This is a genomic window from Streptomyces sp. NPDC048278 (assembly GCF_040652195.1).
Lineage (GTDB): Bacteria > Actinomycetota > Actinomycetes > Streptomycetales > Streptomycetaceae > Streptomyces.
In genome coordinates, this window is record NZ_JBEZLP010000015.1 from 210,462 (window position 1) to 231,936 (window position 21,475).

Below are 21,475 nucleotides of genomic sequence, written 5' to 3' on the forward strand. Positions count from 1 at the left end.
CCCTTTCCGTTGCCCCGATCTACCCCGGCAAGCGGGTGGTTTTCGAGCAGTGTGCGTCAACCCCGTACCCGAAACACGGCGCTTCTCCATCCCCCGAACCGGTGACTAAATGTCGCCAAATCATTACCGCACGCTACCCTCACACGCGTGAAGCACTCCACCACCCCTCAGACGCGACGCGGCCACCGGGGCGGCCCTGCCCGCCGGATCGGCCGCACTCTCGCCCTTGTCCTGCCCGTCGTCCTGGTGCTCTCCGGGACCCTCGCGGTCACCCGCGTCAACTGGACCGGGTCCCCGCGGAGCTCGGTGCTCACCGCGACCGACGTGACCGACGCGCACGTCTCCGCCAAGGCGGTCGCCCAGGCCCCGCAGGACGTGCTGCGCGAGCAGCTGATGACCGAGCTCCAGGACAAGAACCCGGGCCAGGTCCTCACCCACCTCCAGCAGGCGGTCAACGGCCACCCGGCGCTGGCGCGGCACTGCACGTCCATCGCCCGCGCGCTGGGCCGGGCCGCGGTGCGGATGTACGGCGCCTCGCGCGCCCAGTCGTACGCCCGCCCGGTCTGCGACACGTCCTTCGCGTCTGGCGTGCTGGCCGCGCACAGCTGAACCGCCGGTGGGAAGTCGGTAACAGCTCCCCAAGGGAGCCCGTCCGGCGGGAAGCCGGCCCCGGGGCGCGCCGTACAGTTCGGGCATGACCCATCCGAACGCCGCGTTGCGCCCCACTCAAGCCGTGGTCCTGGCCGGTGGCCAGGGCTCACGGCTTCGTCCGTACACCGACGACCGGCCCAAGCCGATGGTCGAGATCCCGGGTACGGGCACGCCGATCATCGGCCACCAGCTGACCTGGCTCGCCGAGGAGGGCGTCACGGACGTGGTGGTCTCCTGCGGCCATCTCGCCGAGGTCCTGCAGAAGTGGCTGGCGACGGCCGACCTGCCGCTCTCCGTCACCACGGTGGTGGAGAGCGAGCCGCTGGGCCGGGGCGGCGGCCTCAGGTACGCCGCCGCGCACCTTCCCCACTCCGACCGGCCCTGGTACGCCACGAACGGCGACATCTGGACGCGGTTCTCGCTGCGCGACATGGCCGACTTCCACACGGAGCGGGACGCGGTGGCGACGCTGGCGCTGGCCCGGCCGCGGATTCCGTGGGGCGCCGTGCAGACGGACGGCTTCGGCCACATCACCGACTTCATCGAGGCGCCGCCGTCGACGTTCGAGATCAACGCCGGCGTCTACGTCTTCTCTCCCGAGTTCGCCACGATGCTGCCGGAACGGGGCGACCACGAACGCACCACGTTCCCGCACCTGGCCCGGAGCCGGCAGCTGGCCGGGTTCCCGATCCCTCAGGGCGCGTACTGGCGGGCGATCGACACGGCGAAGGACCTGACAGAGGCAGCAAAGGAACTGGCCGCGCTGGGGCGGTAGGCCGAGGGGGGGTTGCGCCCGGTTCGCCGACTGCGGGCCGGTGGGCCCCTTCGCGCAGTTCCCCGCGCCCCTATGGGGGGGGCGAAGCACCGTCGCCCACTGCGGGTGCGCGGGGGCTGATCGCGCAGTTCCCCGCGCCCCTGTGGGGGGGTGGCGAAGCGTCGTCGTCCCCTGCCGGTGGGTGGGGGCTTGGCGCGCAGTTCCCCGCGCCCCTTGAACGGGGCGCTGCTGAACCGCCCCTGTAAGGGGCGCGGGGAACTGCGCGATCAGCCACGACGGTGCCGCAGTCGGCGGACGGCGTACGCGCCCTTTCGGTACGCCGTGGCTGTCAGCCGAGGAGGCCGCCTACCAGGCCCGGCTGGCCGGAGGAGGAGGCGCCGCCGGAGGTTCCCGTGCCGGTGCCGCCGGTCGTCGTGGACGTGCCGCCGCTCGCGGTGCCGCCCGAGGTGGGGCCCGCCGTGGTGGGCGCAGGGGCGGTGTGCTGGGGCGGGGCCTGGCCCGTGGTGCCCTGGGTCTGGCTGGGCGTCGTCGTGGTGGCGCCGCTCGTCGTGCGGTCGGCACCCGGTGTGGTCGCCGCCTGCGAAGGGCTCGCCGTGGCACCCCCGGAGGGAGCCGTGGAGGCCGACGGAGTCTTCCGGTGGGGCTTGGCCGACTCGCCGGGCAGCGGGGAACCGGGGAGGTTGTTGCGGGGCGCCTCACCGGGGCCGGGGACGACCACCCGGCTGGAGTCGCGGACCGCGCCGCCCAGCAGCGAGCCGACGAGGAGGGTGAGGCCGATGGTGATGCCCGTGATCAGGGCGCCGCGACGCAGTACGAAGGCGCGCAGCTCCCAGATGTCGGAGTGCGGGCCGAGCCGCCGCCAGGCGCTGCCCGCGAGGCGGCCGTCCACGGAGTAGACGGGGGCGCCCGCGATGATCAGCGGGGACCACGCGGCGAGGTAGATGATGTCGGGGGCGTCGTACGCGGGGACGGTCTTCCAGCTGACGGTGACGATGAGCGCGGCGGAGAGCAGCGCGCCGACGACCGCGGCCACCCGCTGCCAGCAGCCGAGGACGGTCAGGACACCCACGATCACCTGGAAGAAGGCGATGACGAGGCCGGAGCCGACCGGGTGCTGGAGGGCGAACTGGCGCAGCGGCTCGGCGACCTCCCAGGGGTGCAGCGTGTTGAGCCAGGTGACCATGGAACCGCGCTTGCCGCCGTCGAAGTAGACGGGGTCGCAGAGCTTGCCCATGCCGGCGTAGACGGAGATGAAGCCGAGGAAGATGCGCAGCGGGAGGAGGACCACGCCCAGGTTCATCCGGCGGCCGGGGTAGTACGCGTGCCGGGCCGGGTCGCCGTCGCCGGCCCGCCGGGCCGACCGCGGTTCGTCGAAGTCCTCGAACTCGTCGTCGCCGTAGGGCGGTTCGCCGTAGGCCGGGTCGCCGTAGCCCGGGTCGTCGTAAGCCGGGTCGTCGTAAGCCGGGTCGTCGTAGGCGCTGCCCACCGCCGGCATGTTCGGCAGCAGCCGGTTCTCGCCGGAGGCCGGGGAGCGCGGGTGGCCGACCAGCGGCGTCTCGACGGTCTGTTCGAGAACGTCGTAGCGGTCGTCGACGCGCGGGATGACCCGGGTCGCGCCCGCCGGTTCGGCGGGTTCCTCGGCGTGCCGGACGCTGCCGCCCCGGACGGCCTGGAGCAGCCGGTGGGCGCCGGTGTCGTCGGGCGCGGACTTGCCGCTCCAGACGACCGGGCGGCGCCGGCCGGGCGCCGCCCCCGCTCTGCCCGCCGTGCCGACGACCGGGATGCGCGCGGTGTCCTCGCCGGCGCTCAGGTGCCGTGCGACCCGGGGGGATTGGGTACGCCGTGTCGATACGCCCAGCTGCACGCGGAAACTCACGTGGTTGACGATGACCTGCGCCGGATCGCTCGGCACCTTCACCATGCTCAGCGCGGGAGCGTCGTCGAGCCCGGAATCGAATCCGGAGCGGAATCCCGGCGAGCGGTCCCCCGTGGGTGTGCGGGGTGTTCTGGTGTCCACACTCATCTAACCGAGTGACGTGGAGTTAGGACACTGCTTTGACCGCCCGGATGTGTCCGGACCCCGTCAAGGATGTCCCGGACGCCGGAATTAACCCGCCCAGGTGAGGTTACGGACGTTTGTTCACCCGCGTCGGCGCGCCGCCTCGTACAACACGATCCCCGCCGCCACACCCGCGTTGAGCGACTCGGCACCGCCCGGCATCGGGATCCGGACCCGGTAGTCGCAGGACCCCTCTTGACCGCCGCTCTCGCACGCTACGCGGCTTCGAACAGCTGCGCCGGCCTCCGACCGGCGGGCTCCACCTGCCCGCCTGCCATCAGCCCCGTCGGCGCGCCGCCTCGTACAGCACGATGCCAGCCGCCACACCCGCGTTGAGCGACTCCGCACCACCCGGCATCGGGATCCGGACCCGGAAGTCGCAGGTCTCGCCGACCAGGCGGGACAGGCCCTTGCCCTCGCTGCCGACCACGATGACGACGGGGCCGCCGAGGGCCTCCAGGTCGCCGATCTCGTGCTCGCCGTCCGCGGCGAGGCCGACGACCACGATGCCGGCCTTCTTGTACGACTCCAGGGCGCGGGTCAGGTTCGTGGCGCGGGCGACGGGCGTGCGGGCCGCCGTACCGGCCGACGTCTTCCAGGCACCGGCGGTCATGCCGGCCGCGCGGCGCTCGGGGACGACCACGCCGTGGCCGCCGAAGGCGGAGACGGAGCGGACGACGGCGCCGAGGTTGCGCGGGTCGGTCACCCCGTCGAGGGCGACGATGAGCGGGTCCTCGCCCTCGTCGGCGGCGGCCTCGGCCAGGTCCTCGGGGTGCGCGTACTCGTACGGCGGGACCTGGAGGACCAGGCCCTGGTGGTTGAGGCCGTTGGTCATGCGGTCCAGCTCGGGGCGCGGAGCCTCCATGAGGTTGATGCCACCGCGCTCGGCGGCGAGCTGGAGAGCCTCGCGGACCCGCTCGTCGTTGTCGATGAACTGCTGGACGTAGAGGGTGGACGCCGGGACGCCCTCGCGGAGCGCCTCGACGACCGGGTTGCGGCCGACGACCATCTCGGACGTGCCCCTGCCGCCCCGGCCCCGGGCCACCGGGCGGCGCTGGACCTGCTTGGACTTGGCGTTGGCGATGCGGTTCTTCTTGTGTCCCTTGCGCATCTCGGCGGGCGGGGTCGGACCCTTGCCCTCCAGGCCTCGGCGCCGCTGGCCGCCACTGCCGATCTGCGCGCCCTTCTTGCCGGACATGCGGCGGTTGTTGGCTGCCATGGGTTACCCGTCTCCGTGAGCTGTCTTCGTAGGTCTTCGTACGTACGTCTTATGCAGTGTGCCGCCCGGGGGGCCGGGCGGCACAGTCGATCTTCAGATCCGGCGGGCTAGGACTTGAGGGTCCAGCGCGGGCCGGACGGACTGTCCTCGATCGCGAGACCGGACTGGTTCAGCTGGTCGCGGATGGCGTCGGCGGTCGCCCAGTCCTTACGGCCGCGGGCGGACTCGCGCTGGTCGAGGACGAGCCGTACCAGGGCGTCGACGACCCCGTGCAGGTCCTCGCCCTTCTCGCCCTCGCCGGACCAGTGCGCGGCCAGCGGGTCGAGGCCGAGGACGCCGAGCATGGCGCGGACCTCGGCGAGCCGGGCGACGGCGGCTTCCTTGTCGTCGGCGGCCAGCGCGCTGTTGCCCTGCCGGACCGTGGTGTGCACGACGGCGAGGGCCTGCGGGACGCCCAGGTCGTCGTCCATCGCCTCGGCGAAGGCCGGCGGGACCTCGGCCGAGGGCTCGACGACTCCCCCGGCCAGCTCCACCACGCGCTGCACGAAGCCCTCGATGCGCTCGAACGCCGACTGCGCCTCGCGCAGCGACTCCTCGCTGTACTCGATCATCGAGCGGTAGTGCGGGGTGCCGAGGTAGTAGCGCAGCACGATCGGGCGCCAGTTCTTGACCATCTCCGAGACGAGCACCGAGTTCCCGAGGGACTTCGACATCTTCTCGCCGCTCATGGTGACCCAGGCGTTGTGCACCCAGTACTGGGCGAAGTCGTCGCCGAACGCCTTGGCCTGCGCGATCTCGTTCTCGTGGTGCGGGAAGATCAGGTCGAGGCCGCCGCCGTGGATGTCGAAGGCCGCGCCGAGGTACTTGTGGGCCATCGCCGAGCACTCCAGGTGCCAGCCGGGCCGGCCGCGGCCCCACGGCGTCTCCCAGCTGGGCTCGCCCGGCTTCACGGCCTTCCACAGCGCGAAGTCCCGCTGGTCCCGCTTGCCGGTCTCACCCTCGCCCTCGGGCTGGCGCAGGTTGTCCAGCTCCTGGTTGGAGAGCTGGAGGTAGTCCGGGTAGGAGCGCACGTCGAAGTAGACGTTGCCGTCGGCCTCGTAGGCGTGACCGCGCTCGATCAGCCCGCGCATCATCTCGATCATCTCCGGTACGTGCCCGGTCGCCCGGGGCTCGTACGTCGGCGGGAGGCAGCCGAGCGCGGTGTAGCCGTCGTTGAACGCGCGCTCGTTCTCGTAGCCGATCGCCCACCAGGGGCGGCCCTGGTCGGCGGACTTGGCGATGATCTTGTCGTCGATGTCCGTGACGTTCCGGACGAACGTCACGGCATAGCCGCGGTATTCGAACCAGCGGCGCATGATGTCGAAGTTCAGGCCGGACCGGATGTGCCCGATGTGGGGCGCCGCCTGCACGGTGGCACCACAGAGGTAGATCGAGACACAACCCGCGGTGAGCGGGGCGAAATCACGGATCTGCCGGGCGTTGGTGTCGTACAGGCGAATAGTCACGGCACCTAGGGTAGTGGGCCGACGGAGGTGTGCGGCACCGGCGTGTGGAGCGCCGTTGCCGGGTGCGCGTGCGCGGGGGGGGCTTGTCGCGCCCCGCGGCGGAGCCGCTGATCGATACAGCCCCGCGCCCCTGACGGGGCGCGTCCGCTCACCCTGCTCGAACGACCAGCGCCGTTGCCACCGCCATAAGGCCTTCGCCCCGGCCCGGGAACCCCAGGCCGTCCGTGGTGGCCCCGGAAACCGACACGGGAGCCCCGGCCGCGTCCGAGAGGATCTTCTCGGCCTCGTCCCGGCGCTTGCCGATCTTCGGGCGCGGGCCCACGACCTGCACGGCCACGTTCCCGATGGTGAAACCGGCGTCGCGGACGATGCGGGCGGCCTCGGTCAGGAGGGTCACGCCCGACGCGCCGGACCACTGCGGGCGCCCCGTGCCGAAGTGCTGCCCCAGGTCGCCCAGCCCCGCCGCCGAGAACAGCGCGTTGCACGCCGCGTGCGCGACGACGTCCGCGTCCGAGTGGCCGGCCAGGCCGGGGCCCTCGCCCTCCCACTTCAGGCCGGCGCACCACAGGTCGCGGCCCTCCTCGAAGGCGTGGATGTCGGTGCCGATGCCCACCCGCGGGAGGATCACCTCAGAAGCCATCGTTCAGCCTCCTGCGGGCCAGGACCGCCTCGGCGAGGACCAGGTCGAGGGGGCGGGTGACCTTGAAGGCCTCCTCGTGGCCGGGGACGACCACGACCCGGTCGCCGAGCTGCTCGACCATGCTGGCGTCGTCGGTGACGTTCTCCGTGACCGTCTCGTGGGCGCGGACCAGGGTCCTGCGGTCGAAGCCCTGCGGGGTCTGGACGGCGCGCAGGCGGGCCCGCTCGGGGGTGGCGAGCACCGGCTCGGGGTCGCCGGGGGCGGTGGCCGGCTCGACCTCCTTGACCGTGTCGGCGAGCGGGAGGGCGGGGACGACCGCGGGGGCGCCGTCGCGGACCGCCTGGACCACGGCGTCGACCGTGTCGACGGGGACGAGGGGGCGGGCGGCGTCGTGGACCAGGACGATGTCGTAGTCCGGGGGCAGCGCGTCCAGGCCGAGCCTGACCGACTCCTGGCGGGACTCGCCGCCGGGGACGACCAGGAAGTCGGTGCGGTCGGGCAGCGCGTGGGCGTCGAGGAGGGACTTGACCTCGGGCGCGCCGTCGGGCGGGGCCACGACGACGACCAGGGAGACGGCGCGGGAGGCGGCGAGGGCGCGTACCGCGTGGATGAGCATGGGCGTGCCGTTCAGCGCGCGTAGCGCCTTGGGGGCGCCCGGGCCGAGCCGTACGCCACGGCCGGCGGCGGGAATCACGGCTGCCGTGCGCCGTGCGGTACCCGGTTCCGTACGCGAAGGACGCGAATCGTCAGACATCGGTTCCTGTCAGGTTTGTGTGCGGGCCTGGCGTGGGTATGGCCTGGGAAGTGCCGGGCGCGACGCCTTGACCGGACCCTTCCGTGACACTGGTCGAGCCAGCAGCCCGGGCCCGGCACGCCTAGTATCCGGGGTTTCCCGGCCTGGTACCGGCGTATCGGGGCTTCCCCGAAGGCGTGGGCACAGGCGCCTTGGCAGAAGGCGCTCGGCGCTCGGGCAGAAGGCGCAGACAGAGGCGACACAGACATGCCGCAGCGCCCGGCGACAGGGAAATTGTCATCGGGCACCGCGGCATTTCGGGTGTGCGGAGCTTCAGCGTGCTGAGCCGGACAGCGTCTGCGTCAGGACGCGAGGACCTCGTCGAGCAGGGCCTCGGCCTTGTCCTCGTTGGTGTTCTCCGCGAGGGCCAGCTCGCTCACCAGGATCTGGCGGGCCTTGGCGAGCATGCGCTTCTCACCGGCGGAGAGTCCACGCTCGCGCTCACGACGCCACAGGTCACGCACGACTTCCGCGACCTTGATGACATCGCCGGAGGCGAGCTTCTCCAGGTTTGCCTTGTAACGACGGGACCAGTTCGTGGGCTCCTCGGCGTACGGCGCGCGCAGCACCTCGAAGACCCGGTCCAGCCCGTCCTGACCGACCACATCACGCACGCCGACGAACTCCGCATTGTCCGCTGGCACACGTACCGTCAGGTCACCCTGGGCGACCTTCAGCACCAAGTAGGTCTTGTCCACGCCTTTGATCTGGCGAGTTTCGATGGCCTCGATCAGCGCGGCCCCGTGATGGGGATAGACCACGGTGTCGCCAACCTTGAACGTCATGTGACAGGTACCCCTTCCGTGGCTATCCAGGGTAACACGGAAACCGGCGGTTCTGAATGGCGTTTTCGCAGGTCAGGGCATATCTCGGGGCTTGACAACAGCAACAGGAACGTGCTTCGCGGGCCGTCCGGAAGCAGGTATTCGCAGGTGGGAGCGGCTCTCCGGGCGAGGTGAAACGCGGACGTTACACACATCCGGACGCCCGCCCGAGCGGCCGAACGTCCCCATATGTCCACTTCCAAGCGTACGACTTCCGCTACTCCGTTCGGTTGCCGGAGCCGGATCCCGGACGTTTCCGGAATTGATCACAGGGTCCGGCCGAACGCCCGACTGAACGGTACGCGAAGCCGTACCCGAAGCAGTACGTGATCAATTTCCCCGGTGGCCGTGCATTCCTTCACGGAAATTTTGCGCGTGGTGTTGCGGACGGGTTATGTGAATGCCGGACGAGCGTCGCTCCAAAGTGGCCGAAGGGGCACTTGTGGATGCCCTCGCGTACCCCCTGCCCGGGGGAAGCGCGGCGCTTGGGGAGGGTCGGGTGCGGCGGCGCGGGAACGGCTCGGTAACCTAAGGCCGCTGACAGACACTTAGGGCGGCTTTATAAGCGGGGCCGTCCGTGCGTTCAAGGAGTTGCCGCCGCCGTGAGCAGCAGCCTTCGACGCGGCGCCCTCGCCGCCTCCACCATCGCCTTCTCCGTCGCCGCGCTCTCCGCCTGCGGCGCGGGCAACAACTCCCAGACGCTGGAGATCAAGCCGGACAACGCGGCCACGAGTGTCGGCGACATCAAGGTCCAGAACGCGACCGTGATCACCCAGCCCGACCTCACGTCGACGGGCCCGGCCGTGGTCTCCGCGACCATCTTCAACACCGGCACCGAACCGGAGACGCTGCAGTCGATCACCGTCGCCGGCACCGGCAAGACGGCCGAGCTGCACGCCACCAAGACGCAGCCGCTGACCATCCCCGGCGGCGGCCGGCTGATCCTGGGCGGCAAGGACAACGCGTCCGCGGTGCTGGGCAGCAGCCGCGAGGCGGTCCAGGACGGCAACGCCCAGAAGATCACCTTCACTTTCAGCACGACCGGTGACGTGAGCCTGCGCGCGTTCGTCGTACCGGCCGAGAGCTTCTTCACCGGCTGGGGCCCGAGCGCGGTGCCGTCCGCCACGGCCTCCGCGTCCGCCTCGTCGTCGGCCTCCGGCTCCGGTTCCCCGGCCGCGGGCTCCACGGCGAGCGAGAGCGCCAAGGCCGGCAAGAAGAACAAGGAGTCCGCCTCGGCCACGCCCAGCGACTCGGCCTCGGAGTCGACGAACGCGGGCTGAGCGGCCCCGAAACCGACAGAAGGGCGGCACCCCGAGGGGGTGCCGCCCTTCTCCGCTGAGAAAACCGCGCCCCACAGGGGCGCGGGGAACGGCGCGGCCCGCCCCCACCGACCCGCGGATCCGCCGCTACGGACGGACGGGACGGCGCGACGGGGAGCGAGCCGGCGACGGGCCCGGCACAAGGCCGGGGCCGGTCTTTACGGCTCGAACTTGTAGCCGAGACCACGCACCGTCACCAGGTACCGCGGCGCACCCGGGTCCGGCTCGATCTTCGCGCGCAAGCGCTTGACGTGGACGTCGAGGGTCTTGGTGTCACCGACGTAGTCGGCGCCCCAGACCCGGTCGATGAGCTGCATGCGGGTGAGGACACGGCCCGCGTTGCGCAGGAGCATCTCCAGGAGGTCGAACTCCTTGAGCGGGAGGTCGACCTTGGAGCCGGAGACCGTCACCACGTGGCGGTCGACGTCCATGCGGACCGGGCCGGCCTCCAGCGCGGCCGGGGTGACCTCCTCCGGCTCGCCGCGACGGCGCAGGACGGCCCGGATACGGGCGACCAGCTCGCGGGAGGAGAAGGGCTTGGTGACGTAGTCATCGGCTCCTATTTCGAGCCCGACGACCTTGTCGATCTCGCTGTCCTTGGCCGTCACCATGATGACGGGGACGTTGGAGCGACCGCGCAGCTGGCGGCAGACCTCGGTGCCCGGCAGGCCGGGCAGCATCAGGTCGAGGAGGACGAGGTCGGCGCCGTTGCGCTCGAACTCGTCGAGTCCGTCGGGGCCCGTGGCCGCCACAGCGACCTCGAAGCCCTCCTTGCGGAGCATGTACGACAGGGCGTCGGAGAAGGACTCCTCGTCCTCGACGACAAGCACTCGGGTCACGGAAGGACCTCCGGGGCGGGAAGCGGTTCGTACGGGGATGACTCGGTGGTACCGGCCTCGTCGTCGAGGTCGGGGTCGGGGTGCTGCGACGCGCGGTCGCGTACCGCGCCCGCCTCCGGCAGCCTGAGGGTGAACGTGGAGCCCTGGTTCTCGGCGCTCCACACCGTGACCTCCCCGCCGTGCGAGGCGGCCACGTGCTTGACGATGGCGAGGCCGAGACCGGTGCCACCGGTGGCCCGCGAGCGGGCCGGGTCGACGCGGTAGAAGCGCTCGAAGATGCGCTCCTTGTCCTTGTCGGTGATGCCGATGCCCTGGTCGGTCACGGCGAGCTCGATCATGTCTCCGCCGGTCGCGCCGACCCGGCGGGCGGCTATCCCGACCCGGGTGCGGGCCGGGGAGTAGTTCACGGCGTTCTCGACCAGGTTGCCGAGGGCGGCGGCGAGCTGGCCGCGGTTGCCCCAGACATGCAGGTCGGCGGTGCCGCCGGCGGCCATGGTGATCTGCTTGGTGCCGGCCTGGTGGCGGCACCGGTCGATCGCCTCGGCGACCAGTTCGTCGACCCGGACGGGCTCGGCGTCCTCCAGCGGGTCGTCGTTCTGCACTCTCGACAGATCGATGAGCTCCTGGACCAGGTTGGTCAGGCGCGTGGCCTCGATCTGCATGCGACCGGCGAAGCGCTGCACGGCCTCCGGATCGTCCGAGGCGTCCATGACGGCCTCGGAGAGCAGGGAGAGCGCGCCGACCGGGGTCTTCAGCTCATGGCTGACGTTCGCCACGAAGTCCCGCCGTACCGCCTCGATGCGCCGGGCCTCGGTGAGGTCCTCGACGAGGAGCAGTACGAGCCGGGAGCCGAGGGGCGCCACCCGGGCGGAGACGGCCAGGGCCTCGCCCCGTCCGGTCCCCCGCCGCGGGAGATCCAGTTCGACCTGTCGTATCTCGCCGTCCCGCCGGGTGTCACGCGCCATGCCGAGCATCGGCTCGATGGCGAGTTTGCCGCCGCGCACGAGCCCGAGGGCGTACGCCGCCGAGCTCGCCTTGACGACCGTGTCGGCCTCGTCGAGGACGACCGCGGAGGAGCGCAGCACGCTCAGTACGGTGTCCACGCCCGGCGGCAGTACGGGGTCGGTGTGCAGAGAAGTCCTGGTCGGTCGCTTCTGGTCGCGTTCGCTCCAGCGGAACGCCAGCATGGCGATGACACCGGTAAGCACCCCGGCGATCGCTGCCGCTGCGGCGACCGCCGCGTTCACGTCCATGCAAACAGGTTAAGCAGGGGGTACGACATCCCCACAGCCATGGAGGTGCGAGCTCGAACACTCGTCGCCCAGAGTTCACCTTGGAGCCAGTATTGGTTCATTTGGGGTGGCAGAAACGGACGCGTAGGGACCGGAACGTGGGAGCGTGGGGTTCGCAGCTGGTTTCGGCCACGGCCCCCGGCCCCCGGAACCCCTGGACCACGCATACGAGAGGGAACCCTGATGCGGGACGCGTACCACGAGGAACTCGATTCGATCGGCGACAGCCTGGTCGACATGGCCCGCCTGGTCGGCTCGGCGATCGGACGCGCCACGACGGCGATCCTCGACGGCGACCTCAAGCTCGCCGAGAGCGTCATCGAGGCCGACCAGAAGGTGGACGAGCTCCACCACGACCTGGAGGCGCGCGCGATAGCCCTGCTCGCCCGCCAGCAGCCGGTGGCGACGGACCTGCGGATCGTCGTCACCTCGCTCCGTATGTCCGCCGACCTGGAGCGCTCCGGCGACCTCGCCCAGCACGTGGCGAAGCTGGCCCGGCTGCGCTTCCCCGAGCGCGCGGTCCCGCGTGACCTCGAGGCCACCATCCTGGAGATGGGCCAGCTCGCGCAGCGCCTGATGGCCAAGGCCGCCGAGGTCATCGTCACCAAGGACGTCGACCTGGCGCTCCAGCTGGAGCAGGACGACGACGAGATGGACACGCTGCACCGCGCGCTCTTCCAGCACCTGCTGGACGACCGCTGGCACCACGGCATCGAGACCGCCGTCGACGTGACCCTCCTCGGCCGCTACTACGAGCGGTACGCCGACCACGCGGTCGCCGTCGCCAAGCGCGTCGTCTTCCTGGTCACCGGCGAGCACGCGGACGAGCTGCAGCCCGACATCCAGCCGGTGACGGGCGCCGAGGGGGCGTAACCGCCCGGGCGGGCGGGGCTCGCGAGGTGCGGGGCGGGCGCGAGGCACCACCATGCGCCGCCGTGCGCTGTTGATGCGCCCAGTGAAATGGGCATGGAATGGGCAAAGGCACCACGCCCTGCATCCAGGGCACCTAGGGACCTCTAGGAGGGATCCATGGCCGAATCCCCCAGCACCACGCCCGACCCCACGCAGCAGCACGAGACCGACCAGCCCGCCGAGATCAAGAACCTGCTCGTCATCGGCGCCTGCGGCTGCGGCTCGGGCTGCGGCTGCGGCTGCCAGTCGGGCAGCCCCTGCCAGTGCGGCTGAGCGGACACGTCCGTACACGACAGCGCAGCACGTCAGCTACGGCGAAGGGCCCCGGACTCCGGTCCGGGGCCCTTTCGCGTGCCGGTCGCGTGCCGGTCGCGTGCCGGTCGCGGTGCCGGGCCGCGGTGCCGGGCGCACCATGGACAGGGGACAAGGCGAAGGAGGTGCGGTCGCCATGCCGCAGTACATGGACGTCCACAACGGGATGAAGGGCATCACCGCCGACCAGCTGAAGGAGGCCCACGAGGCCGACCTCGCCGTCGAGAAGGAGGAGGGCGTCCACTTCGAACGCGCCTGGGCCGACCCGGGTTCCGGCAAGGTCTACTGCCTCTCCGAGGCGCCCTCGGCCGAGGCGGTCAAGCGCGTCCACGAACGCGCGGGCCATCCTGCGGACGAGATCCACCAGGTGCCGTTGTCGATCTGATGAAGCCCGCGGGCCGGCGTCGATGCCCTCCGGTCGCTTTCAGACGGCGGGCAGCGCGGCGAGCCAGTCGACGAGCAGCCGGTTGACCTCGTCGGGCCGTTCCTGCTGGATCCAGTGCCCGCAGCCGTCGAGGATGTGGCAGGAGACCAGGCCCGGGAGGGTGACCGGGTACGCCTCGACGGCGTCGGCCAGCCAGGTCGTGGAGGCGTCGAGGCCGCCGCCGAGGAACAGGGACGGCTGGGTGATCGGGGCGCCGTCATAGGCGGCGAGGTCCTCCCAGTCGCGGTCCATGTTCCGGTACCGGTTGAGCGCCCCGGTCAGTCCGGTGCGCTCGAACTCCCCGGCGTAGACGTCGAGGTCCCGCTCACCGAGCCACCCGGGCAGCCGTCCGACGGGGAACCGCTCGCGAAGCGTCCCCCCGCCGCTCCCTCCGCCCCTTCGGCTCACGAAGTGCGGGTCGGGGGCGCCGGGTCCGGGCATGGTGTCGCCGGACAGCGCGCCGTAGAACCCCGCGAGCCAGCCCCGCACATCGGGTTCGATCTCGGCCTCGGCCCGTCCGGGCTCCTGGAAGTACGAGACGTAGAACTCCTCGTCCCCGCCGCTCATCCCCGCGAAGACGTCGCTGGGCCGCGGTCCGCCACGCGGGGTGTACGGGACGCTCAGCAGCCCCACGGCCCGGAACACCTCCGGCCTCAGCAGCGCGGAGTTCGCGGCGACGGCCGCACCCCAGTCGTGCCCGACGACCACCGCCGACTCCTCGCCGAGGGCCCGCACGACCTCGGCGTTGTCCGCCACCAGCTCGACCATCCGGTACGCGTCCGGCGCGGCCGGCCCGGAGGAACGCCCGTACCCCCGCACGTCGACGGCGACCGCCCGGTACCCCGCCGCGGCGAGCACCGGCAGCTGGTGCCGCCAGGAGTACCAGCACTCGGGAAACCCGTGCACGAGCAGCACGAGGGGCCCGCTCCCCTGCTCCACCAGATGAATCCGCCGTCCGGCCGCCAGGACCGTCCGATGCCGCGCTGCCATACGCCCTCCCTGCACTTGGGGTTCGCCGGTCTGCCGGCGTGACTGCCGGCCCTCCACAGATCATCCGAAACGACACGCCAGGCGGCCGAGCCCGTTTGCCGATTCGGCAAACCACGGCCGCACGCGGCCGGCATCGTCCGCGAACTCCTGCGCTTCACCCGCCCGCACCGCGTGGGGACATGTCCGCGGTCACCGAGTGCCGTGTGCGCAAGGCCACTTGAACAGGGAAAACGCAACTTCGACAGGGTCCCGCCGGGGCAACTACCTTCACCTGGCCTTCGACGGTCGCGCACGGTCGCACCGCAACCAGGGAGAGACGCATGCCCCAGCTCGCTCTGTACACGTTCGGCGTCCTGAAGTCGCCGCTCGCCGAACCCGCGCCGCTCACGCGGGAGTTCTACGACACCGGTGAGGCCGTCTACCGGGAGATCAGCCGGCGCCCCGGGTACCTCGCACATGCCGAGGCCGCGGACGCTGTCCCGGGCGTGCTCTTCGGCGCGGACTGGGGTGCGTGGGGGGAGTTCGCCGTACCGGCCTGGTACGGCAAGGGCCGTACACCGGAAACCACCGCCCTGGCCGCGACCCTCTCGCTCTGGACCGACCTGCGCCCCGCCTTCGACGCCGTCTACAGCGGCCCGCACCGTGCGGCGCTGAGCAGGCGTGACGACTGGTTCGAGCGGACAGGGCACCCGAATCACGTGTTCTGGTGGGCCTCCGACGGGGTGCCACCCACCTGGCGGGACGGGGTCTCCAGGCTGGAGCACCTCCACGACCGCGGCCCCGCGCCGCACGCCTTCACCTTCCACGACGCCTTCGCCCCGGACGGAACCCCGTACGACGGGGCAACCCTGTAGCCGTCTCACGGGTCACACGGGTCACACGGGCACCACCCGTTGCACAAGCTCTCCACAGGCCCGGAAGGTGCCCCTCTCTGTGATGACTCGTACCCGGCTGACCGTGCTGGCCGCGACGGCCGCGTTCGCCGCCACCGGCGGCCTGATCACGGCCTCCCCCGCCTCCGCGGCCGTCACCTGCGCCTCTCCCGTCTGGAAGGCGCAGTACTTCGGCAACACCGCCTTCAGCGGCACGCCGAAACTGACCGCCTGCGACTCGGCCATCGCCGAGAACTACGGCCACGGCGACCCGCCCGGCGTCACGCTCCCGAGGGACAACTTCTCCGTCCGCTGGTCCCTGACCCGGGACTTCGGGTCCGGCGGTCCCTTCCGGCTCGCCGCCGCCACGCAGGACGGCATGCGCGTCTACGTCGACGGCGTGCGGAAGATCGACCTGTGGAAGAACGTCTCCGTCACAGCCCGCAAGACCGTCGACCTGACCGTCCCGGCCGGTAAGCACACGCTGCGCGTGGACTACGTCGCCTGGACCGGCACCGCCAACGCCGCGTTCACGTACACCCCGCGCACCGAGGCCGCCGTAGACAAGGTCAAGCCGCTCGCCCCGGCCGGCCTCACCGCCGCGTACAACCGGGACACCGGCAGGACCACCCTGCGCTGGTCCGCGAACAAGGAGATGGACCTCGCCGGTTACCGCGTCTACCGCCGGCTGGGCACCGCCCCGTGGACGAAGGTCAGCGGTGCCTCGCCGCTCACCTCGCCCACCTTCACGGACGCGCCGCCCGCCACGGGCCAGACCTTCCTGTACGAGGTCCGCGCCGTCGACAAGGCGGGGCACGAGTCCGCCGGCAGCCCCGACGCCACCGCCGCGACCGTGGACCGCACGGGCCCGGCGGCGCCGACCGGTCTGACGGTCACCGGGGACGCCTGGTGGGCCACGCTGGCCTGGCACGGGGCCGCCGACGCCGCGAAGTACGAGGTGTACGCCGCCTCCACGGCCACCGACCCGTACACGCTGCTGGGTACGACGACCACGACGTCGTACCGCACCACCGCACCCGAGCACACCGCCCGCCACTACCGGGTCCGCGCCCTCGACGCGCTCGGCAACCCGTCGGCGTACGCGGATGTCACCGGCGACGGCGTCGACCGGACGCCGCCGAAGTCCCCGACCTCGCTGAGCTCCGTGGTCCGCACCGACTACACCGACGTGTACTGGCGGCAACCCGACGGCTTCGACGAGGACTTCGCCAACGGCGGGACCTACCACGTCTACCGTTCGCCCGGAAAGACCCTCGACACGGCCGCCCTCACCCGCGTGACCTGCGAGCACTCCGAGAGCGACGAGACCGGCACCGGCGGCGTCTGCCACGACCTGGACATGCCCGCGGGCACGTACGTGACGTACGCGGTCGCGGCGGTGGACCCGGCCGGCAACGAGTCGGCGCTGTCCGCCCCGCTCGCCGTCCGCACCGGCGACCGCGTCGCGCCCGGCCCGGTCACCGGCGTGCGGGCCACCCCGCGCGCCGACGGCATACTGCTGAGCTGGGCGGCCCCGGCCGACGACGACGTCGAACGCTACGTGGTCTGGGACGGCACCCGGCAGGCGGACGGCACGGTCAAGTGGCTCGGCACCGGCTCCTGCTGGGAGGGCACGAGCGACCCGCTCGCCGTGCTGTGCGGCGACCTGCCGGACGGCGAGACGTACGTCTACGCGGTCGTCGCCAGGGACCGCTGGAACAACGCGCTGCCCCCGAGCGACCCGGACGTCCCGGTCGTCGAGGCCACCGAACTGGACGTCCGCCCCTCCGTCACGGTCACCCGGGACTGGCACCTCGGCAGCATGGGCTACGACACCCTGACCGGCAGCCCCGGTGTACCCGGACCGTCCATCAACTGGGGCTGCGACAAGACGCCCGACTGCGACTCCGTCGCGGGCTACCGGATCAGCCGGTGGAACACGGCCACGAAGACGTACGAGCCACTGCACGCCGAACTGCTCCCCGCGACCACCCGCACCTACACGGACACCACGGCCGTCCGCGGGGCCACGTACTTCTACACGCTGGAGGCGGTACGCACCGACGGCAGCGTCGCGGGCACGCACCCGTGGGGCTGCGTCTTCCAGAACCGCGTCTAGCCGACACCAGCACCGACACCGACACCGTGACCGGCTTCCGCATCCGCATCCGTATCCGCATCCGTATCCACCGAACGCCGGTCACGGTATGGCCACCTCTCCCCCACATCCCGCACACACACCTCGGAGGGGCACTACGGTCACTCCCCTCGAAACGCACCCTGGGGGGACGAGATGACCAACCCGTACACAGCTCCCATACCGCCGGCACCACGCCCGCCGGACAGCCGTCCGCTCCACAAGCGTGTCCTCGTGTGGGTCGGCGGCGCGGCCCTGCTCGTCACGGGCACGCTCATCGGCGCCGCCGGGAACGACGGGCAGCAGCCGGTCGAGGCCAAGGTCAAGCCCGCGACGACCGTCACCGCGACCGTCACGACCACGCCGGAGCCCGGCCCGACCGTCACCGAGACCGTCAAGGCCAAGCCGAAGCCCGGCCCCACGGTCACCGTCACCAGGACCACCACCGCCAAGACGGCCAACAGCGGCAGCAACAGCACGGGCAACACCGGCCAGGACGACACCGAACCCTGCACCATCACCTCCAACGCGGGGAACTGCTACTCGGCGGGGCAGTTCTGCCGGAACAGCGATCACGGCGCCGTCACCACCACGGCAGGCGGCACCAAGATCGAGTGCTCCTACAGCTCGAACGCCTGGCGCTGGACGTACGTCTGACGACGGCGAAGGACAAGGCCGTCGACGACCCGGCGCGGGACAAGGCCGTCGACGACCCGGCGGAGGACAAGGCCGTGCCCGGCTACGGCTGCCGGATCGTCCCGTCCGCCGCGATACGGGCGGCGTGCGAGCCGAAGTCGTCCTCCGACACACCGGAGACGAGGTCGATCGCGTCGCCGCCCGGCTCCGGCGTGCCGGGCGGCACGATCTCGGTCGGGCGCAGGCGCCCGGACACGTAGGTACCGTCGGCGCCGAGGGTGACCTGCAGTACGCCGCTGGTCGAGAGCGTGCCGCCGAGGCCGAGCACCTTGTAGCCGGAGAAGTTCCCGAGGCTGTAGGCGATCAGGCGGCCCTTGTAGAACTCCATTCCCCGCATCACGTGCGGGCCGCTGCCCACGACCAGGTCGGCGCCGGCGTCGATCACCGCGCGGCTGAAGCGGTAGCTGTCGCCGCGGTCCTCGCCGAGGAAGTACTCGGTGCCGGGTTCCACGTGGGTGCGGTCCGAGCCCTCCGCGCCGGCGTGCATCGTGACGACCACGACGTCCGCCATGCGTGCGGCGCGGGCGGTGAGCCGCTGCGCCGCGGGGATGTCCGTGAGGTCGTTCGCCCCGCGGTCGGGGGCGAAGCCGACCAACGCGACCCTGATGCCCCGCACCCGCTGGACGGTGATCTGCCCCAGGCGGCCGGTGAACGGCAGGTTCACGGCACGCAGCGCGGCGAACGTCTCGCTCCGCCCCTCCGCCCCGAAGTCGTCGATGTGGTTGTTCGCCGTGTTCAGCACCGTGAACCCGGCCTCCTTCAGCCGACGGCCGTACGACGGCGGCGCATGGAACGCAAAGCAGTTCGGCCCCTCGATGTACTCGCACTTGCTCACCCCGCCGGTGGCCAGCGTGCCCTCCAGATTCCCGAGCACCACATCCCCGGCCAGCAGCCCTTCGACAGGTTCGAAGAACGACGCCCCGTCATCCGGCGGCAGGTCATCCGGCAACGAGCCCATCACGATGTCCCCGACGGCAGCGATCCGCACACTGCCGACGGCCCGATGCGGCGGCGCAGGCCACCCGGCCCCCGCACCCCCACCCACTCGCCGCGAACTCTGAACACCCCCGAGGGACGCCCCGCCCCCCGGATCCCCACGAAACACAAACCCCACCGCAACCACCACACCGACCGCCCCGACCAGACCCAGGGCGGCGACCAGTCCACGCCGCCGCACCAACTCCTGCCGCGCGCGCCACGGCCGAGAACGCCGCCCACCAGATCTGATCATTCGCTCATGCTACGAAGCGGACACCCTTCCCTGACGGAGGGTCACCGACTGGCGTGTTCCGTCCTCGCCTACTGCCGAGCGGCCTCGAGCGCGGTGGTAGTTGCCAGTACAGCGTCACGCTCGGCCGTACGGGGCTGTTTGGTCGACGAAGCGGGATGTCCCGGTGGGCGTCGCGAGGGGAAAGGCCTTCGGCCTGTGATCATGGAGCGTTCATCGAAGTGATCGACGAGGAGCTCCGGGTCGCGGGGGCCGATGTGCCGCCGCCGTCTGGTGCTCGCGGGAACGCACTGTAGGTGATGTGGTGAGCTGGTTGACCTCGCTGCCGGCGGTGGCGCTGGTTGTGGGCGGGCTCTTGGTTGCCTTTCTGGCCGCGGCCCTGGCGCGGATCGGCGTCCGGGCGCTCGTACCGGTCGGCGAACAGGACCGGGTGCCGCAGATCGCCACGCCCCTGATGCCGACGCTCGGCGCTGCCTTCGCGATCTTTGCGGCGCTCTCACTGGCCAGCGAGGCCGGCTACCTGCGCGCGGCTGAGGGCTTGGTGAGCGACGAGGCGGCCTCGGCCTCCCGCCTGGCGTGGGCGGCGACAAGTCCGCAAGTCCAGTCGGAGCCGATCGATGCCGCACTGCTGGACTACCTGCAGACCACGCGTGCCAGGGAATGGCAGGGTACGGCAGCGGCGTCCGGTGACGACCCGGCCACTGCTCGCGCGATCGCACGGCTGGAGCGGAGTGTGCGCGCCGAGGCGGCCCGGCCCGAGGTGGGAACCGCGACCGACACGGAGCTGGTGGTTTCCCTGGACGGCGTCACCAGTAGCCGTCGCGCCCGCGTCGCGGCTGCCGGGCACGAGGTTCCCGGGCTCTACGTCGTCACGCTCATGGTCAGCGGACTGGCATTGATCGTGAACTCCGGCGCACTGGTCTTCCGCAGCAGCCTGCGAACGTCACTGCTCGTCGTGGGTGTCGCAAGTGTGGTCGGACTGAGCCTGGCGTTGCTCTTCGCACTCAGCGCGCCGTGGCGCGGACCGTTCATCGTCAGCGGGCATCCACTCGACGCCATCATCGGGGACCTGAAGTCCGGCTTCTTCGGCGGCAGGTCGTAGACGAAGGGCGCGACCAACACAGCAACAAGCCCCCTACTCACGGAGAACCCGCAGGCAGAGGACTTGATGAGTCAGGCTTACTTCTTCTTGCCCCGGGTGTTGTCAGGGATCTTGGTGACCTGCGTTTTCGCTGCTCAGGGGCGGTTGGCTCGGGCGCCTGGTGGTCGTTGTTGGTCGTCATTGGCCACTGTCGAGCGTCCTCGGACGGCCCAGTGACGGCCCAGACAACAGCCCTTCGGCCCGTCCGGCGGCCTACGAACCGACGGGCAACTCGCGGGCTCGCTGGCGTGCTTGGGCCCGCAGTTTTTTCAAACGGTCGTGGAAAGCATTGTGGCGGTTCTGGTCAAGGTTCAGTGGGAGGTCGAGTTGGGAGATGAGCTGTGACTCCAAGGTCCACGGTTCGCTCTGCTCGACCCAGCACACTCGCGCGTTGTCCGCCATCCACTGACTCAGGATGGCCTCACCGGCCTTGCCGAAAGTCATCCGCTTACCGCTGCCCACCCGGCGCAGCTCAAGTCCGAGCAGGCTTCCGAGGGTGAGCCGCAGGGTTGAGCCGGCCGCGTTGCCTCGGTAGTGGTAGCGAACCCGCTTGCGCAAGTTCTGAGTGCTGGTCCGGTTCGCCATGTACCGCGGGGCTATGCCGACATAGAGCAGACACCCATCGTCCAGGTCCGGATGGGGCGACTGGTCGAAGTGCCACCCGTAGACCCCTGCTACAGCCGGGACGGGACTCGGGCGCACCAAGACCTCCTGCGCAGACCACAACCGGACTGGGCTGACGAGCGCGGTTAAGACGCCATTTCATTTGGTGAGTCGGCGGTGACATATGAGGGTCGCGGCGATGGCGGTGAAGGCGAGGAAGTGTTCCGGCTTGCGCTCGTAGCGG

21 protein-coding genes and 1 pseudogene are annotated in these 21,475 nt (G+C 71.2%); 10 read left to right on the top strand and 12 right to left on the bottom strand.

Features of this window, described 5'->3' with window-relative positions; translation table 11 throughout:
- Nucleotides 1-147 precede the first annotated feature (147 nt).
- Together AB0D74_RS26295 and AB0D74_RS26300 are read left to right on the top strand one after the other, a co-directional pair.
- Nucleotides 148-609: a hypothetical protein gene (locus AB0D74_RS26295; RefSeq protein ID WP_362591712.1), complete on the top strand. Its 462-nt coding sequence runs from the start codon at nucleotides 148-150 to the stop codon at nucleotides 607-609.
- 85 nt (nucleotides 610-694) lie between these two features.
- Nucleotides 695-1,426 (top strand): nucleotidyltransferase family protein, encoded by a 732-nt coding sequence (locus tag AB0D74_RS26300; RefSeq protein ID WP_362591715.1) that lies wholly within the window; start codon nucleotides 695-697, stop codon nucleotides 1,424-1,426.
- Nucleotides 1,427-1,754: 328 nt separating this feature from the next.
- Here AB0D74_RS26300 and AB0D74_RS26305 read toward each other — a convergent pair whose 3' ends face one another.
- From AB0D74_RS26305 to AB0D74_RS26335, 7 genes and pseudogenes are all read right to left on the bottom strand, one after another.
- Nucleotides 1,755-3,449: a DoxX family protein gene (locus AB0D74_RS26305; RefSeq protein WP_362591718.1), complete on the bottom strand. Its 1,695-nt coding sequence runs from the start codon at nucleotides 3,447-3,449 to the stop codon at nucleotides 1,755-1,757.
- 117 nt (nucleotides 3,450-3,566) lie between these two features.
- Nucleotides 3,567-3,674, bottom strand: a pseudogene (locus tag AB0D74_RS26310) (TrmH family RNA methyltransferase); the annotation flags it as partial.
- Nucleotides 3,675-3,762: 88 nt separating this feature from the next.
- Nucleotides 3,763-4,704 carry a 23S rRNA (guanosine(2251)-2'-O)-methyltransferase RlmB gene (rlmB, locus tag AB0D74_RS26315; protein ID WP_362591721.1) on the bottom strand — a complete coding sequence of 314 codons (942 nt, stop codon included), beginning with the start codon at nucleotides 4,702-4,704 and terminating at the stop codon, nucleotides 3,763-3,765.
- A gap of 107 nt (nucleotides 4,705-4,811) precedes the next feature.
- Entirely contained in the window at nucleotides 4,812-6,209 is a 1,398-nt protein-coding gene (gene cysS, locus AB0D74_RS26320; protein WP_362591724.1) for a cysteine--tRNA ligase, read from the bottom strand.
- Between the two features lie 148 nt (nucleotides 6,210-6,357).
- On the bottom strand, nucleotides 6,358-6,849 hold the full coding sequence (gene ispF, locus AB0D74_RS26325) for a 2-C-methyl-D-erythritol 2,4-cyclodiphosphate synthase (protein ID WP_362591727.1): 492 nt from the start codon (nucleotides 6,847-6,849) through the stop codon (nucleotides 6,358-6,360).
- Nucleotides 6,839-7,603, bottom strand: coding sequence for a 2-C-methyl-D-erythritol 4-phosphate cytidylyltransferase (ispD, locus tag AB0D74_RS26330; protein ID WP_362591729.1), 765 nt, complete (start codon nucleotides 7,601-7,603; stop codon nucleotides 6,839-6,841). The genes ispF and ispD overlap by 11 nt, the downstream gene beginning before the upstream one ends.
- A 341-nt stretch (nucleotides 7,604-7,944) precedes the next feature.
- Nucleotides 7,945-8,427, bottom strand: a complete 483-nt coding sequence (locus AB0D74_RS26335; protein ID WP_003953493.1) for a CarD family transcriptional regulator — start codon at nucleotides 8,425-8,427, stop codon at nucleotides 7,945-7,947.
- Nucleotides 8,428-9,068: 641 nt separating this feature from the next.
- On the opposite strand from AB0D74_RS26335, the gene AB0D74_RS26340 reads away from it, so the two are divergent.
- A complete protein-coding gene (locus AB0D74_RS26340; protein WP_362591732.1) occupies nucleotides 9,069-9,746 on the top strand; it encodes a DUF461 domain-containing protein in 678 nt (225 codons plus the stop codon).
- A 197-nt stretch (nucleotides 9,747-9,943) separates the two neighbouring features.
- On the opposite strand, the gene AB0D74_RS26345 is transcribed toward AB0D74_RS26340, so the two are convergent.
- The gene (locus AB0D74_RS26345) at nucleotides 9,944-10,624 is read right to left on the bottom strand and encodes a response regulator transcription factor (RefSeq protein WP_010358452.1); all 681 of its coding nucleotides are present in this window, start codon (nucleotides 10,622-10,624) and stop codon (nucleotides 9,944-9,946) included.
- A complete protein-coding gene (locus AB0D74_RS26350) occupies nucleotides 10,621-11,877 on the bottom strand; it encodes an ATP-binding protein (protein ID WP_359207598.1) in 1,257 nt (418 codons plus the stop codon). The genes AB0D74_RS26345 and AB0D74_RS26350 overlap by 4 nt, the downstream gene beginning before the upstream one ends.
- A gap of 222 nt (nucleotides 11,878-12,099) precedes the next feature.
- Between AB0D74_RS26350 and phoU the strand changes: the two genes are divergently transcribed.
- From phoU to AB0D74_RS26365, 3 genes are all read left to right on the top strand, one after another.
- Nucleotides 12,100-12,789, top strand: coding sequence for a phosphate signaling complex protein PhoU (gene phoU, locus AB0D74_RS26355; RefSeq protein ID WP_362591737.1), 690 nt, complete (start codon nucleotides 12,100-12,102; stop codon nucleotides 12,787-12,789).
- 156 nt (nucleotides 12,790-12,945) lie between these two features.
- Nucleotides 12,946-13,101, top strand: a complete 156-nt coding sequence (locus AB0D74_RS26360) for a hypothetical protein (RefSeq protein ID WP_177233040.1) — start codon at nucleotides 12,946-12,948, stop codon at nucleotides 13,099-13,101.
- Between the two features lie 175 nt (nucleotides 13,102-13,276).
- Complete coding sequence (locus AB0D74_RS26365) at nucleotides 13,277-13,525, top strand: SCO4226 family nickel-binding protein (protein ID WP_362591740.1); 249 nt, start codon at nucleotides 13,277-13,279, stop codon at nucleotides 13,523-13,525.
- 39 nt (nucleotides 13,526-13,564) lie between these two features.
- Here AB0D74_RS26365 and AB0D74_RS26370 read toward each other — a convergent pair whose 3' ends face one another.
- Entirely contained in the window at nucleotides 13,565-14,554 is a 990-nt protein-coding gene (locus AB0D74_RS26370) for an alpha/beta hydrolase (protein ID WP_362591743.1), read from the bottom strand.
- Between the two features lie 320 nt (nucleotides 14,555-14,874).
- Here AB0D74_RS26370 and AB0D74_RS26375 point away from each other — a divergent pair, with 320 nt between their 5' ends.
- The 3 genes from AB0D74_RS26375 to AB0D74_RS26385 all read left to right on the top strand — a co-directional run bounded on the left by AB0D74_RS26375 (nucleotide 14,875) and on the right by AB0D74_RS26385 (nucleotide 18,220).
- Nucleotides 14,875-15,408: a DUF3291 domain-containing protein gene (locus tag AB0D74_RS26375; RefSeq protein ID WP_362591746.1), complete on the top strand. Its 534-nt coding sequence runs from the start codon at nucleotides 14,875-14,877 to the stop codon at nucleotides 15,406-15,408.
- 82 nt (nucleotides 15,409-15,490) lie between these two features.
- Entirely contained in the window at nucleotides 15,491-17,545 is a 2,055-nt protein-coding gene (locus AB0D74_RS26380) for a PA14 domain-containing protein (RefSeq protein WP_362591748.1), read from the top strand.
- Nucleotides 17,546-17,719: 174 nt separating this feature from the next.
- Entirely contained in the window at nucleotides 17,720-18,220 is a 501-nt protein-coding gene (locus AB0D74_RS26385) for a hypothetical protein (RefSeq protein WP_362591751.1), read from the top strand.
- 82 nt (nucleotides 18,221-18,302) lie between these two features.
- Here the strand turns inward: AB0D74_RS26385 and AB0D74_RS26390 are convergent, their stop codons facing one another.
- A complete protein-coding gene (locus tag AB0D74_RS26390) occupies nucleotides 18,303-19,490 on the bottom strand; it encodes a CapA family protein (RefSeq protein WP_362591754.1) in 1,188 nt (395 codons plus the stop codon).
- A 301-nt stretch (nucleotides 19,491-19,791) separates the two neighbouring features.
- Here AB0D74_RS26390 and AB0D74_RS26395 point away from each other — a divergent pair, with 301 nt between their 5' ends.
- Nucleotides 19,792-20,589 carry a hypothetical protein gene (locus AB0D74_RS26395; RefSeq protein WP_362591756.1) on the top strand — a complete coding sequence of 266 codons (798 nt, stop codon included), beginning with the start codon at nucleotides 19,792-19,794 and terminating at the stop codon, nucleotides 20,587-20,589.
- 252 nt (nucleotides 20,590-20,841) lie between these two features.
- Here the strand turns inward: AB0D74_RS26395 and AB0D74_RS26400 are convergent, their stop codons facing one another.
- Nucleotides 20,842-21,330: a GIY-YIG nuclease family protein gene (locus AB0D74_RS26400; protein WP_362591759.1), complete on the bottom strand. Its 489-nt coding sequence runs from the start codon at nucleotides 21,328-21,330 to the stop codon at nucleotides 20,842-20,844.
- Between the last annotated feature and the right edge of the window lie 145 nt (nucleotides 21,331-21,475).